This window comes from Leucobacter massiliensis (assembly GCF_002982315.1).
In the GTDB taxonomy this organism is placed as follows: domain Bacteria; phylum Actinomycetota; class Actinomycetes; order Actinomycetales; family Microbacteriaceae; genus Leucobacter; species Leucobacter massiliensis.
This window is the reverse complement of the sequence record NZ_MWZD01000017.1, coordinates 702,157-715,784: the sequence shown is the minus strand read 5'-3', so window position 1 is coordinate 715,784 and position 13,628 is coordinate 702,157. Positions and strand designations below refer to the sequence as shown.

Annotated in this window: 11 protein-coding genes; 2 read left to right on the top strand and 9 right to left on the bottom strand. The window is 71.7% G+C overall.

Annotation, left to right across the window (positions count from 1 at the left end):
- The first annotated feature begins 139 nt into the window (after positions 1 to 139).
- Positions 140 to 1,309, top strand: a complete 1,170-nt coding sequence (locus tag B4915_RS10110; RefSeq protein ID WP_105805644.1) for a flavin reductase — start codon at positions 140 to 142, stop codon at positions 1,307 to 1,309.
- A 73-nt stretch (positions 1,310 to 1,382) separates the two neighbouring features.
- On the opposite strand, the gene B4915_RS10105 is transcribed toward B4915_RS10110, so the two are convergent.
- The 8 genes from B4915_RS10105 to B4915_RS10070 all read right to left on the bottom strand — a co-directional run bounded on the left by B4915_RS10105 (position 1,383) and on the right by B4915_RS10070 (position 11,285).
- Entirely contained in the window at positions 1,383 to 3,173 is a 1,791-nt protein-coding gene (locus B4915_RS10105; protein WP_105805643.1) for an AAA-type ATPase lid domain-containing protein, read from the bottom strand.
- Between the two features lie 59 nt (positions 3,174 to 3,232).
- A complete protein-coding gene (locus B4915_RS10100) occupies positions 3,233 to 4,405 on the bottom strand; it encodes a branched-chain amino acid ABC transporter permease (RefSeq protein WP_105805642.1) in 1,173 nt (390 codons plus the stop codon).
- Position 4,406: 1 nt separating this feature from the next.
- Positions 4,407 to 5,312 carry a branched-chain amino acid ABC transporter permease gene (locus B4915_RS10095; RefSeq protein ID WP_105805641.1) on the bottom strand — a complete coding sequence of 302 codons (906 nt, stop codon included), beginning with the start codon at positions 5,310 to 5,312 and terminating at the stop codon, positions 4,407 to 4,409.
- Complete coding sequence (locus B4915_RS10090) at positions 5,312 to 6,163, bottom strand: ABC transporter ATP-binding protein (RefSeq protein ID WP_105805640.1); 852 nt, start codon at positions 6,161 to 6,163, stop codon at positions 5,312 to 5,314. Before B4915_RS10090 ends, B4915_RS10095 begins: the two co-directional genes overlap by 1 nt.
- Complete coding sequence (locus B4915_RS10085) at positions 6,160 to 6,984, bottom strand: ABC transporter ATP-binding protein (protein ID WP_219845102.1); 825 nt, start codon at positions 6,982 to 6,984, stop codon at positions 6,160 to 6,162. Before B4915_RS10085 ends, B4915_RS10090 begins: the two co-directional genes overlap by 4 nt.
- 75 nt (positions 6,985 to 7,059) lie before the next feature.
- Entirely contained in the window at positions 7,060 to 8,358 is a 1,299-nt protein-coding gene (locus B4915_RS10080; RefSeq protein ID WP_105805639.1) for an ABC transporter substrate-binding protein, read from the bottom strand.
- A 75-nt stretch (positions 8,359 to 8,433) separates the two neighbouring features.
- Complete coding sequence (locus B4915_RS10075) at positions 8,434 to 10,185, bottom strand: CocE/NonD family hydrolase (RefSeq protein ID WP_105805638.1); 1,752 nt, start codon at positions 10,183 to 10,185, stop codon at positions 8,434 to 8,436.
- A 2-nt stretch (positions 10,186 to 10,187) separates the two neighbouring features.
- Positions 10,188 to 11,285: an LLM class flavin-dependent oxidoreductase gene (locus tag B4915_RS10070; RefSeq protein ID WP_105805637.1), complete on the bottom strand. Its 1,098-nt coding sequence runs from the start codon at positions 11,283 to 11,285 to the stop codon at positions 10,188 to 10,190.
- A 194-nt stretch (positions 11,286 to 11,479) separates the two neighbouring features.
- Between B4915_RS10070 and B4915_RS10065 the strand changes: the two genes are divergently transcribed.
- Positions 11,480 to 12,427, top strand: coding sequence for a quinone oxidoreductase family protein (locus B4915_RS10065; RefSeq protein ID WP_105805636.1), 948 nt, complete (start codon positions 11,480 to 11,482; stop codon positions 12,425 to 12,427).
- Here the strand turns inward: B4915_RS10065 and B4915_RS10060 are convergent.
- Positions 12,424 to 13,533 (bottom strand): LLM class flavin-dependent oxidoreductase, encoded by a 1,110-nt coding sequence (locus tag B4915_RS10060; RefSeq protein WP_146120074.1) that lies wholly within the window; start codon positions 13,531 to 13,533, stop codon positions 12,424 to 12,426. The two genes, B4915_RS10065 and B4915_RS10060, sit on opposite strands and share 4 nt — an antisense overlap.
- Positions 13,534 to 13,628 lie beyond the last annotated feature (95 nt).

Here is a 13,628-nt window from a genome sequence, read left to right as displayed (position 1 = left end):
CGCCCGCCGTCGCACCGCGGGCCCCTCACCCCAGTGTGCCCGAGCCCGCCCGGCCCGGCGCGTCTCACTGTGAGACCCGCCCGGGACCGGCTCGCGGCGTAGCTTCTTCGGTGATGCTTCGACGAGGAAGGAACGCATGATGACCGCTCCGAGTGAGTCCGCCCTGAGGTACGGCATCGATCTGGGGTTTCCCGTGGTCGACGAGAACGTGTTCCGCACCGTCGTCGGCCACTTCGCCTCCGGGGTCACCGTGATCACCACCGCCGACGGCGAGCGCAGCTACGGCACCACGGTCTCCGCCGTCTCCTCGCTCTCGGCCGAACCGCCGATGATGCTCATCTGCCTCAACCGCTCCAGCGCGACGCACGACGCGGTGTCGCGGGCGGGCCGCTACGCGATCAACATCCTCACCTCCCGGCAGGGCGAGCTCGCGCGGGCCTTCGCCCGCAAGGGCGACGACAAGTTCGCCGGCTTCGGCCACCACCTGAGTGAGCACGGCCTGCCCCTGCTCGACGACACCCTCGCCTCGATCGAGTGCGTGGTGGAGGAGACGGCGGTGGGGGGCACGCACACGATCTTCCTGGGCCGGGTGCTCGCCGCCGAGGCGCGCGACGGCGAGCCGCTCGCCTACTACCGGGGGGCCTTCGGGAATCTCGAACGCGCGCTCGAGACCGCGGCCTATGAGGGGGCGCGGGACTGGGTGCTGCGTCGCCGCACGCCGCTGCACGAGACGATCGAGGTGGAGGCGCTCGCCGCGGAGCTGCGGATCGAGCCGGCGCTCGTCGACAACGCGCTCATCCGGCTCGCGACCGAGTCGCTGGTGCGCGCGGTCGACGGGGGCCGGCACGAGCCCGCGCCGATGACGAGCGAGCTCGTCGACCAGCTCTACGACCGGCGCGCGACGATCGAGACGGGCGTGCTCGAGCGCTACCTCGCGGACGCCTCCGAGGAGGAGCTGCGCCACATCGCCCGCCTCGGTGAGCAGGTGATCGAGCTCGTGCCCGACTCGCCGGAGGTGCTCGACGAGTTCCTCGACCTCAACCTCGACTTCCACGCCGCGATCGTCGACCTCGCGGGGTCGAAGCAGCTCACGAGCGGCTACCGCGCACTCAACGTGATGACGGTCTGGCGCGAGACCTACGAGCCCGAGGACTGGGCGCAGCAACTCGGCCCGAGCTTCGTGCCGCGGCTCGTCGCCGCCGTCGAGGCGCGCGACACGGCGGCAGCACAGGCCGTGGTGCGCGAGCAGGTGGCCTTCGTGAAGGCGGGCGCGAAGCGGATCATCGCCGCCAACGGCGGCCAGGTGTAGGCGGGGTGCCGGGCGCGACCCCTGGCGCTCCTCCCGGCGCACCCGGAGTGCGCCCTGCGGCGTGCGCGCCGGGTCAGCGGCTGCTGCGCAGCTGGAAGCCGAACTGGCGGATCCGGCGGTACATGGTGGCGCGCGAGATGCCGAGCGCCAGGGCGGCCTCCTCGCGATTCCAGTTCGCCGCCTGCAGCGCCTCGAAGATCAGCTCCCGCTCGGTGCGCTGCAGGAGGCCCTCGCCGCCCGGGCGACGGCCGCTGCCCGCCATCTCCCGCGGCAGCTCGTTCACGGTGACCGCGTCGCCGCGCACCGCGACGAGCGCCGTCGCGAGCACCCGCCGCAGCTGGGCGATGTTGCCCGGCCACGGGTGCTTCGCGAGCACGCTCATCGCCTCCGCCGAGACGCGCACCTGGGCCGCGCCGAGCTCGCGCATCACCGAGCGCACCAGCTCCGAGAACTCGGCGCCGCGTTCGCGCAGCGGCTCGAGCTGCACATTCACCGGGAAGGTCTCGCTCCACTGCGGCGCGGGGGCCGCCGCCGTGGCGCCCACCCAGTGGGGGCTGGCGCGCACGAGCTCGAGCACTCGCGGCCGGAACTCGGGGTGCAGCACGTCGATGTTGCGGATCAGCACGCGGCCGGACGAGGTGAGGGCGCGCAGGCGCGCAAGCCAGTCGGCCCGATCCGCCTCGGCGCTACCGGCCTCCAGCTCGGCGGGGTGCGCCGCGAGGCGGATCCGGTGCGCCCGCCCGCAGCCCCGCTCGCCCGTGACCAGGGCGGGGAGCCCGAGCGCCACGGCCCGCTCGACCGGGTCGGCCGGGGTGGCGGAACCCGGGTCCGCGGCACCGGAGCCCCCTGCGGGGCCGCCCGGTGCGCCTTCCCGGGCGGCGCGGGCGGCGCGGCGGAGGGAGACGACGGCGCCGAAGCGGCCCCGCGAGAGTTCCACGGAACGGCAGTGCGCACGGAACTCCTCGCCGCCGAGGGAGACGCGCACCGTGCGCGTGGCGCCCTCGCGCACGGCGTCGAGGGCAGTGGCCCGCAGCGCCTCACCGTCCGCCTGGCCGCGCGCGAGCTGCTGGGCGGCGTTGTTGGCGACGAACAGCTGCTCGCTGACGCCGAGCACCGGCAGGGAGGGCCGCCGGGAGTGCCGCGAGAAGGCCTCGAACAGCGCGCGCTCGTCGGCGTCGACGGCCTCGGTCAGCCGCTCCTCGACGGCGTCCGCGATGCTCTGGGTGTAGGGCACGATCAGGTGGTTCGACATGCGCACGCGCTGGCACATCACCAGGAAGCCGGTGAGACGGCCGAAAGGGTCCCGGAGCGGGGCGCCGACCGTGACGAGCCCCTGCTCCGCCTCGCGGTAGTGTTCCTCGCCCACGACCAGGAAGCTCTCGAGGCGCTCGGCCGAGATGCCCGCCCCGTTCGTGCCGACGAGGGCCTCCCGGAACGTCGCGCCCACGCCGCCGCCGCGCGCGAGCCCCGCGCGCACCAGCTGCTCGTCGCCGACGGTCGGGGCGACCTGCACGCAGTCGCGATCCAGGAGCATCGCCCAGGCCTCGGAGCCGCGGCTGCGCTCGCCGAATGCCCGCAGCACGGGCGTCGCCGCCTCGGAGAGTCGCCGCGCGCGGGAGGCGCCCGGCACCAGGCTGGGCACCTCCGCCCGTGAGGGGTCGACGCCCAGCTCGCTGGAGCGCAGCCAGGAGTTGAAGATCTCGGAGGAGATGATGCTCCGGTCCGTCGCCCTCCGCGGGCTCCCCGCATCCGGCCCGCCTCTCAGGAACGCTTCGCGCTCCGCGGCGACTCGCCTGCGCCGGTCCGCGTCGAACCGCAGCGTCACCCCCGGCGGCGCGGCCGTCGCCAGTGCCGTTGATCCCATGTCTACCCCCTCGTGGACACGATGCCGCCCGCGCTCCATCGTCTGCGGGCTCCTCGATTCTAGGCGCCGGCCGCCGGTGCGCCCGAGCCGTTCCGCGGCCGGCCCCGCACCCTCCGCCAGATCGATCTGCATCCCACGGCGATGAGGTGGGTGAGGCCGCGCGGTTCGAACATCAGGATGAGCACCAGCAGCAGGCCGTAGATCACCACGGGGAACTGACCGACCGGGATGCCCCACGTGCCGTCGGGAGTCGAGGAGTCCGCCTTCAAGAAGGGGATGACGTCCGCGTAGCGCGTCGCGAGCACCGGGATGGAGCAGATCACGAGGCTGCCCAGGACGGGGCCCCAGGCCGTGGCGAGGCCGCCGACCGTGACGATGATGATGAAGTTCAGTCCCATCGCCAGGTTGAACTGCTCGGGGCTCACGAATCGCAGCTGAGCAACGTAGAAGGCCCCGCCGAGCGCCCCCATCGCGCTCGACACGGCGAAGACGCCCACCATGCTCCGCGACGGATTGACCCCGGCGACCCGGGCTGCCAGCTCCGAGTCCCGCAGCGCGACCACGGCGCGGCCGGCCGGGGACTTCATGAGCAGGTGCACGATGAGCATGCAGAGCGCCACGAAGAGCCACACCAGCATGAAGAGCCCCTGGTGGTAGCTGTACTCCATGCCACCGATCCGGAGGGCGGCGAAGTCGAGGCCGCCGAGCGAGAGGTTGAGGGGCGCCCTGCGACCGCTCACGCCGCCGGTGAGATCGCTCCAGTTCACGAAGATGTACTGGCCGATGAAGATCAGGCCGAGGCTGAGCACGATCTGGTAGACGCCTTTCAGGCGCAGGGCCAGGGGCGCCACGAGCACTCCGGCGAGCGCGCCGACGATGACGACGGCGAGCAGCCAGACGGGCAGCGGCAGGTCCATGATCGAGCCGAAGCCGACGGCGGTGAACGCGCCTACCGCGAGGAAGAACGGCTGCCCCATGTTGATCTGCCCGGCGTAGCCGTTGACCACGTTCAGGCCGATCGCGGCGATCGAGAAGAGCCCGACCGTGATCCCCAGGGACAGCAGGAAGGAGTCGGCGGTGCTCAGCGGGAGCACCACCGCGAGCGCGACGAGCAGCAGCGCCCCGAGGCGGGTGACGGGCCCCCGGAAGAGCCGGACCTCCCGCCGGATCCGCGCGTCGAACGCGCCCTGCGTGCGCAGTGCGCCGGTGCTCGCGTAACTGGTCTGGGACATGTCAGGCCCTCCGGAACTCTCGTGTGGCGAAGAGGCCACTGGGGCGGACGAGAAGCACGACGATCATGATGATCCAGGGCAGCACCGTCGCGAAGTGCTGTCCGAAGCTCGCGGGAGCGTAGCCCGCGGCGAGCTGCTGCACGATCCCGAGCAGGAGGCCGCCGGCCACGCAGCCCGGCAGGGACCGGATGCCGCCGAGGATGAGCGCGGGGAGGGCGGTGAATGCCACCACGTCGAGCGTGGGCCGCAGCCCGCCTCCGGCCTCCGTCGCCATCAGCACGCCGGCGGTGACCGCCGCGCCGGAGCTCATGAGCCAGGCGTAGGGGGCCACCCGGCGGGGGCTGATGCCCTGCACGAACGCCGCCTGGTGGTCGCTCGCGAGCGCCCGCATGCCGATGCCGATGCGCGTGTGCTGCATCACGACCCAGAAGATCGCGAGCACGAGCAGGCCGAGCCCGATCACCCACACATCGCGTGCGGAGACGCTGATGCCGCCCGGCCGGAAGGTGCTGAGCCCCCAAGGATCGCCGAGCAGGAGCACCTCGGCTCCCCAGCTGGACACCGCGGTCGCCTGGCTGAGGCTGAGCACGCCGATCGTCACGAGCAGGATCGCGAGACCCGCGGCGTGCTGGTCGGCGGTGCGGTCGATGCGCTGGAAGATGAGGGTGTGGATCACGAGGCCGAGCGCGGCGACGATGACGATGGCGAGGAGCAGGGCGAGCCAGAAGTTGAGGCCCATGTTCTGGTGGAGCTGGTAGAGCGAGTAGGCCCCCAGCAGCACGAAGGAGCCGGGCAGCAGATTGAAGTGCCCGGTCGCCTTCAGCAGCACCACGAAGCTCAGCGACACGAGGGCGTAGAGGAAGCCCAGCGCGATGCCGGAGATCAGGATCTGGACGAAGGTATCCATCAGGCGGTGCCTCCCGTTCGCAGTTCGGCGGACGCATCCGGTCCGCGTCCGTCGCCGGCCGCCGGGGCGGCAGCGGCCCGCGCCCCCTCGGAGCTGCCGAGGTAGGCTTCGACGACGCGGGGGTCGGACTGGATCTCGCTGGGGGTTCCCAGGCCGATCGGCTCACCGAAGTTCAGGGCGAGGATCCGGTCCGCGACGTCCATCACGAGGAAGGTGTCGTGCTCGATGAGCGCGATGGTGAGGCCCATCGCCTCCTTCAGCGCGAGCACGGAGCCCACGAGCTCCTCCGTCTCGCGGTGGTTGAGCCCGGCCACGGGCTCGTCGAGCAGCAGCAGCTGCGGCGAGGACACCGCCGCCTTCGCCAGCTCGATCCGCTTGCGAGTGCCGTAGGAGAGGCTCGCGATGGGCGTGTGGGCCAGCTCGGCCAGACCCATCACGTCGAGCACCTCGTAGGCGTGCTGGCGCGCGTCGATGTCGGCGCGGCGCGCCCGCCCGAACCAGAGCAGGCCCGAGGGGAAACCGGAGTCGATCTTCGCGGCACGACCCACGAGCACGTTCTCGAGCACCGTCATGGACGCGAAGAGCCCGAGGTTCTGGAAGGTGCGGGCGATGCCGCGGCGGGCGATCTGCTCGGTGCGGCGGCCGGTGATCGGGGCGCCGTCGAAGTCGATCTCCCCCGAGTACTTCACGAGTCCGCTCAGGCAGTTGAAGAGCGTGGTCTTCCCGGCCCCGTTGGGACCGATGATCGCGAAGAACTCGCCGCGGCGGACATCGAAGCTCACCCCGCTCACCGCCGTCACTCCGCCGAAGCGCACCGTCACGTCCCTGACCGTCAGCAGGATGTCGCTCATCGCGCACCTCCCCGGGCTCGTGCCTCGTGCGCGGCGCGGAAGGATCGGCGGCCCTCTCCCGCGATCCCGAGGTACAGCTCCTGGACCGAGGTGTCGGCGAGCAACTCGGCGCCGGTGCCGTGCTGCGCGATCGTCTTGCCGTCGAGCACATAGGCGTAGTCGGCGATCGAGAGCGCCATCGCGGCGTTCTGCTCGATGAGGAGCACGCTCGTGCCGCCGGCGTTGATCTCGACCACGAGCTCGCGGATGCGCTCGACGATGAGCGGTGCCAGGCCGAGCGAGGGCTCGTCGAGCATGAGCAGCGTGGGCCGTTGCATGAGCGCACGGGCGATGGCGAGCATCTGCTGCTCACCTCCCGAGAGGAGGCCGGCGAGCTGCCGACGGCGCTCCGCGAGGATCGGGAACATGCCGTACATCTGCTCCCGCGTCTCCCGGGTCTCCCCCGCCGCACGGCTGAAGCCGCCGGCGATCAGGTTCTCCTCGACGGTCAGATCGGGGAAGACCCTGCGCCCCTCCATGACCATCGAGATGCCGCGCTGCACGCGCGCTGCGGGGGTAGAGCCGCGCAGGTCCTGGCCGTCGAGGAGGACGGCGCCGGAATCGAGCGAGCCGCCCGAGTAGGGCAGCAGCCCCGAGATCGCGGAAAGCGTGGTGGTCTTCCCGGCGCCGTTGACGCCGAGCAGCACGACGATCTGGCCGCGGCGCACGACGAGATCGATGCCCTGGAGCGCCTGCACGGCGCCGCCGGAGTAGGTGACGGAGACATCCGTCAGTTCGAGGAGGGGCCGCTCGCGCGTGCCCTCGGGGACGTCGGTGGACAATGGAAACCTCCCGGTGATCCGGCGGGGCCGGCGGGGCGGGCGCCCGGCGTCGGTGCCGGGCGCCCGCGCCGGCGGCTACGGACGGATGGACTCGATGTAGTCGTTCGTGACCTCGGACTCGTAGTAGTAGCGTTCGAGCGCGAGCCCCGTGGGCACGTCCGGGTCGATGCGGAACATGGACAGCTTGGACGGCGGCACGTTCCCGGCCGCGGTCTCGCCGACGACCACGTCGCCCCCGGCCAGGCCGAGCTCGTCCTCCCAGGTGCCGATCCCGGCCGCCGCCGCCGCGATTCCCTCGCGGCTCAGATCACCGGCGTCGATCGCCGCGGCGAGGATCTCGGCCGTGAGCATGCCGTTGACGTAGCCGGTGAGGTGCGCATTCGCGGTCGGCACGAAGTCGGGGTTCACGGCGGTGAGGTCCTCGATCATCATCGCCTGTCCGGGCGCGTCGGTGCCGAGCCACTCGTCGCCCGGCACGGAGATGATCGCGTGCTCGGCCAGCCAGTCGGCGCCCGGGCCGGTCGCCAGGGTGACGTTGTAGGAGGAGTTGCCGGCCAGCACGAGCGGCGCGTAGTCCTGCTGCACCGCCTGGACGGCGAAGGTCTGCAGGAAGGAGCCGGTGCCGCCCGTCATGACGACGTCGCACTTCCCGTTCTTCAGGGCCGTGATCTGCGCGGTGAGCTGATCGGTGTTGGGCGCGAAGGTGGTCTCGACGCCCTTCGTGAGGCCGAGCTCCTCGACCGTGAACTCGAAGTTCTCGACGACGTACGCTCCCAGGGTGTCCTCGACGGTGAGGGAGCAGAAGGTCGCGTCGCCGACGTCGTAGTTCTCGATGGCGTAGGGGATCAGGCTCGAGGCGTGCGCGCTCGTCATCGGCAGGCTCGGCACGATGTGCTCGGCGAACTGCAGATTGGGGGTCGTGCCGCCGGGGATCAGCGTCACGCCGTCGGTCTCGATCGAGGGCAGCATCGCATCGATGATCGTGGAGCCGAGCACGATCGAGATCATCGCGACGTCGTCCTTCATGCCCTCGTAGAGGGGGATCGCGGTCGCGGCGTCGTATTTCGTGTCCTGGTTGACGACCTCCACCGTCCAGCCCTCCAGCGCGCCGCCCTCGGATGTGGCGCGGTGGAAGGCGGCCTCGATCCCCTCGATGTTGGTGATCGCCCCGGCGAACACGCCGGACACCGGCACGAGGGTGCCGATGCGGATCGTCTTGGCGTCGACGTCGACCCCGGGGCCGCCCACGAGCTCGCCAGAGGCGCCGCCGCCCCCGGTGCTCCCGCCCGTGGGCGTGCCCGCGCAGCCGCTGAGGGCGAGGCCGGCGACGGCGAGGAGGCTCGCCCATCCGGCCAGTTGCGTGTTCTTCTTCATCGGAGACTCCTTTGTCATGTGTGCTGCGGGGGAAGTTCATGGGTGGCGAGCGCCACGGTTCCGGGGCAGGGGCGCTCAGCTCGGGGAGGGCACCAGCGGGAGGATGATGCGCGAGGGATGCTCCGCGTCGTGCAGGATGCGCTGCGTCGCCGGCACCCGCTCCGAGGGGGCGATCTCGCCGTGGTTGCCGGAGCGGCCGCTGTTCACGTCCCAGTTGGGGAAGCTGGAGGAGCAGACGTCGACGCGGATCCGGTGGCCGGGACGGAACAGCCAGCCCGTCGCCCACAGGTCGATCTCGTACTCGCAGACCCGGCCGGGCTCGACGGGCTCGGCCCGGTTCTGGCCGTTGCGGAACTTCGCGCGGACGACGCCGTCGACGATCCCGATCGCGCGGCCGTCGGGATGCACGTCGATGAGCCGCGCGACGAAGTCCGTGTCCTCCGCGGTGGACGCGGCGAAGACGATCGCGCGCACGGGGCCCACGGCCTCGACGGGGGCTTCGAGCGGCTCGCCCACGAAGCGCAGCACGTCGTCGCGGTCGTCGAGGGGGCGCTGGTCCCGCGGGCCCGGAGCCCACTCGCTGCCACCGTCGACGCCGCCGGCGAAGATGCCGGACTGGCCGCCGCGCATGGGCACCGGGTCGGCCGGATCGTGCACGTAGCCCGACTCGCCGCCGTCGGCGGGCGCGGGCTCGGGGGCGAGCGCCCCGCCCGGCTGCAGATACCAGGGGGTGAAGGCGGTGCCGGTGAGCGGCCACCGGGTGTCCTCGCGCCAGCGTCCGGCGTTCATCACGTACACCCGCACCGGCGGACCGGGGATCTCGCGGCCCGCCGCCGCCGCGGCGGCGAACTCGGCGACGCGCTGCTCGAGGCCGATCCCGGCCGCCGAGGCGCTCGCGCCGAAGCTGAGGTCCCCGATGACCCCGCTCTGGTCGATGTGCTGCCAGGGTCCGAGGATCAGCCGCTGGCCCGCGCGCGCCTCGGGGGTCGCGGCGTGCTCGGCGAGATGGGCGAAGTTCGCGACGGTCCCGCCCAGGAAGAGATCGAACCAGCCGCCGATGTGCAGGGCGGGGACCGCGATCCGCGAGCGGCGGTCCCGGTAGCTCAGCGCGGGCCAGTAGTCGCCGGTGGTGTCGTGCTCGATCCAGCGCCGCCACGTCGGCAGCACCTCGCTGAGCACCGGCGCGTCGATCAGCGCGCCCGAGCCGACCGAGGCCCAGGGGTCGGCGGCGTGCGCGCCGAAGCGCGGCATGAGCTCGCCGAGCGGCTCACCGTGCTGGGCTCGGTACTGGAGGCTCTGGATGGTCTTCATCGTGTACCAGCCGGTGAGCTGGCCCAGCTGGAATGCGCCGCCGCGGTAGGCGAGTCGGGTCTGGTAGTCGTCGGGGGCGACCACGGGGATGATCCCCGCCAGGCCCGCCGGCCGGTTGACCGCGGCGGCGAGCTGCACCATGCCCGAGTAGGACGCCCCGTACATCACGACGACGCCGTTCGAGTAGGGCAGGGCAGCGCACCACTCCACCGCCTCGACGGTGTCGCGCTCCTCGTTCTCGAAGGGCACGAACTCGCCGTCCGAGGCGGCGGTGCCGCGGCAGTCCTGGATCACGACCGCGAAGCCGGCCTCGAGGAGCGCCCAGATCGGCAGGCCCCGCGTCAGCGGCTCCCCGTAGGGGTTGCGCACCAGCGCGACCGGGCCCTGCTCGCGATCCGCCATCCGGTGCACGACGGAGCGCAGCACGGTGCCGTCGCTCGCCGTCATCTCGACGCCGCTCTCCACCAGCCGGGTCGACGCGACCCGCACCTCCTCGCCCATCTCCGGCCCGGCCATGCTCAGCGCGCCTTCTCGCCGGCGGCGACGCGCGCGTCGTAGCGCTCACGCACCACCGGGGCGACCCGCTCGGCGAACAGCCGCAGGCTCTCCTCCGCCATCGCGTGCGGCATGCCGCCGAAACACGGCGCCACCACCAGTTCGAAGCGTCCCATCACGTCCTGGATCCACGACAGCTTCTCGATGAGCTGCTCGGGCGTGCCCGAGAGCGCCGCGTCGGCGTAGTCGCGACCCGCCTGCTCGACCCCCCGCTCGCGCAGCGACGCAGCCTTCTCGGCGTAGCGCTCGTAGCCCTTCTGCGTCGCGAAGTGGCCGCCCAGGAACTCGTAGTGCTCCACGTTCTGCTGCCAGAAGTTGCCGAGGTACTCGTACATGCGCGCCCGGGCGAGCTCGGCGTCCTCGTGGCAGTACATGTTCACGTTGATGCAGATGGGCTGCGGCTCGTCGTCGTAGCTGTCCCGCCACAGCCGGTTGTAGACGTCGAAGGTCTCCGCGAGCTTGTCGACGGGGCGGAGGATGAACGACATCACGCTGACGCGGTTCTTCACCGCGGCGATGATCGAATCCTCGGAGCCGGCGACCGTGTACATGCGGTCGGCGAAGCTCTTGATGGGGCCGGGCTTGAGCTGGCGGCGCGGCTGCGGATAGTGCGGGCCGTCGCCCTCGATGAAGCCCGTCTCGAGGGCGCCGACGATCATGGGGATCATCTCGTCCATCCGCTCGCGCGACTCGCCGACGGGGATGCGCAGTCCCTCGAACTCGACGCGGGCGACGCCGCGGCCCATGCCGAAGATCACCCGCCCGTCCGACATGTTGTCGAGCAGCAGCAGCTTGGAGGCGACGCGCAGCGGGTCGTTCCAGGGCAGGATCACGGCGCCGGTGCCGAGCCCGATGCGCTCCGTCTTCGCCGCGATATAGGACAGCCACTGGAGGTTGTCTGGCATGAAGGAGTAGTCGGTGAAGTGGTGCTCGACGGCCCAGACGCTGTCGTAGCCGAGCTCCTCGGAGAGCACGGCGAGGCGCGTCTCCCCGCGCACCACGTCGTATTCGGAAACGCTCGTGTCGAAGCGGCCGAAGCCGAAGTTCACTCCGATGTGCATCCTCGATGCTCCTTTGCATTCGTCGAGGCCCGCACCGGGCGGGGTGCGCGCCTGAGGGCGTGTCAACAGGCTAGTGAGACGCCCCTCCGGCTCGACGTCTCATCGTGAGACAGGACCCCGGGCCCCCCCGCCTCGGCGATCGCGCCCACAGAATAGTACTGGCACGACCATCACCCGCCGGCGAGGAGCACGCGATGACCCAGCGAACCGCGATCGTATTCGACGAGCCCGGCGGGCCGGAGGTGTTCCGGGTGGAGCAGGCCCCGGCCCCCGATCCCGGGCCGGGAGAGGTGCGGCTGCGCGTGGCGGCGTCGGGCGTGCACCCCACCGATCTGGTGTCGCGCAGCGGGGCCCGCCCGCTGAACGGGCCGGGGCCGCACGTGATCGGCATGGCCGTCTCGGGCGTGGTGGAGCAGGCAGGGCCGGGGAGCACGTGGCGGCCGGGCACGCGGGTCATCGGGATGGCGCTGCCGTCGAGCCGCTACGGGGGCGGCTACCAGTCGCGGCTCGTCGCGCCCGACGACACCCTGGCCGCCGTGCCCGATGACCTCGATCTCGTGACCGCAGCCGCGCTGCCGATGAACGCGCACACCGCGATCCAGGCGCTGCGCGAGCTGGGGCGCGGACCCCGCGCGACGCTCGGCGTCGTGGGGGCGGCGGGTGCGCTCGGGACGGTGCTCACCTCGCTCGCGGCGGCCCGCGGCATGCGCGTCGTGGCGCTCGCGCGGGCGGAGGACCGGGAACGGGTGCTGGAGCTCGGGGCCGATGCCTGCGCTGCGGCGGCGGATGGAGCGGGAGCGGATCCGGCGGCCCTGCTGCTGGACGCGGCCGGCGGGCCGCTCGACGCGGTCGCCGATCTGGCGGTGCTCGACGGCGCGCTGCTGCCCGCCGTCGCGGACGGCGGCACGCTCGTCACGCTGCGCGGCTGGCGCGGCGAGGAGCAGGACCGGGTGCGGATCGCTCCCGTGGCGGTTCCGGAGGAGTGGCACCGGGGTGCGCAGCTCGCCGAGGCGCTGCACGGCCCGCATCTGAGGCGCCCGCTCCGGAGCTTCGCCCCGCACGAGATCGCGCAGGCGCACCGGATGCTGGCATCCGGCGGCCTGCGCGAGAATCTCGTGATCGTGTTCGATCCCGAGCTCTAGACGGCCGCGGCGGCCCGTTCGCCCGTGCCGGCGGTGGCCGCGTAGTGCTGGCGGAACTTCGGCATCACCTCGCGCGCGAAGAGCTCGATGCTCGCCCGCGAGACCTCATGGCTCATCCCGCCGAAGGAGGGCTGCAGCACGAGCTCGAAAGTCCCCATCTGCTCCTGGATCCAGACCAGCTTGTCGAGGATCATCTGCGGCGTGCCGTAGAGGGCGGCGTCCGCGTAGTCCTTGCCCGCCTTGCTGACGCCCTTCTCGCGGATGATGGCGGCATTGTCGGCGTAGCGCTCGTAGCCCTTCGTGTTCGCGAAATGCACGCCGTCCATCTCGTAGTGCGTGACGTTCGCCTCGAAGAAGCTGCCGACGTACTCGTACATGCCGTCGATCGCGGTCCGCTCGTCCTCGTGGCAGTACATCGCGACGTTGAGCGAGACGGGAGGCGCCTCCTCGCCCCAGACCTCCCGGTAGGTGTCCTGGTACGCCTGGAAGGTGGGGAGCATCTTGTCCACGGGGCGCAGGATGAACGACATCAGCCGGCACCGGTTGTTCACCCCCGAGATCATCGAGTCGTGCGAGCCCGCCACCGTGTAGATGCGGTCCCGCCACGAGGCCAGCGGGCCGGGGCGCACCGTGGTCGGCGGCATGGGGAAGTAGGGCCCGTCACCGGACATGGTGCCGGTCTCGATCGCCTCGAGGATCATCTTCGAGGACTCGTCGAAGCGTTCGCGCGTCTCCTCGAGCGGGATCCCGAACGGCACGAACTCCTGCCGCGAGAGCCCCCGGCCCATGCCGAAGAGCACGCGCCCCTCCGAGAGGTGATCGACCATCAGCAGCTTCTCGGCGACGCGCACGGGCTGCGTGTGCCACGGGAGGATCACGGCGCCGGTGCCGAGCTTGATGGTCTTCGTGCGGGCAGCGACATTGGCCAGCCAGACGAGGTTGTCGGGGCAGAAGGAGTAGTCGCTGAAATGATGCTCGACCGCCCAGACGCTGTCGTAGCCGAGCTCCTCGCCGAGGACCGCGAGCTCCGTCTCGCTCCGGTAGACCTCGTGATCCGAGACCTCCGGGTCGACCTTGCCGAAGCCGAAGTTCAAACCGATGTGCATCTCATACGCCCCTTCGCTGTCGTGCGGCCCGACCGCGGACGCGATCGGGCGAGTGTGCCCCTCCACGCTAGGAACGCGCTCCGAAGACCCGAGCT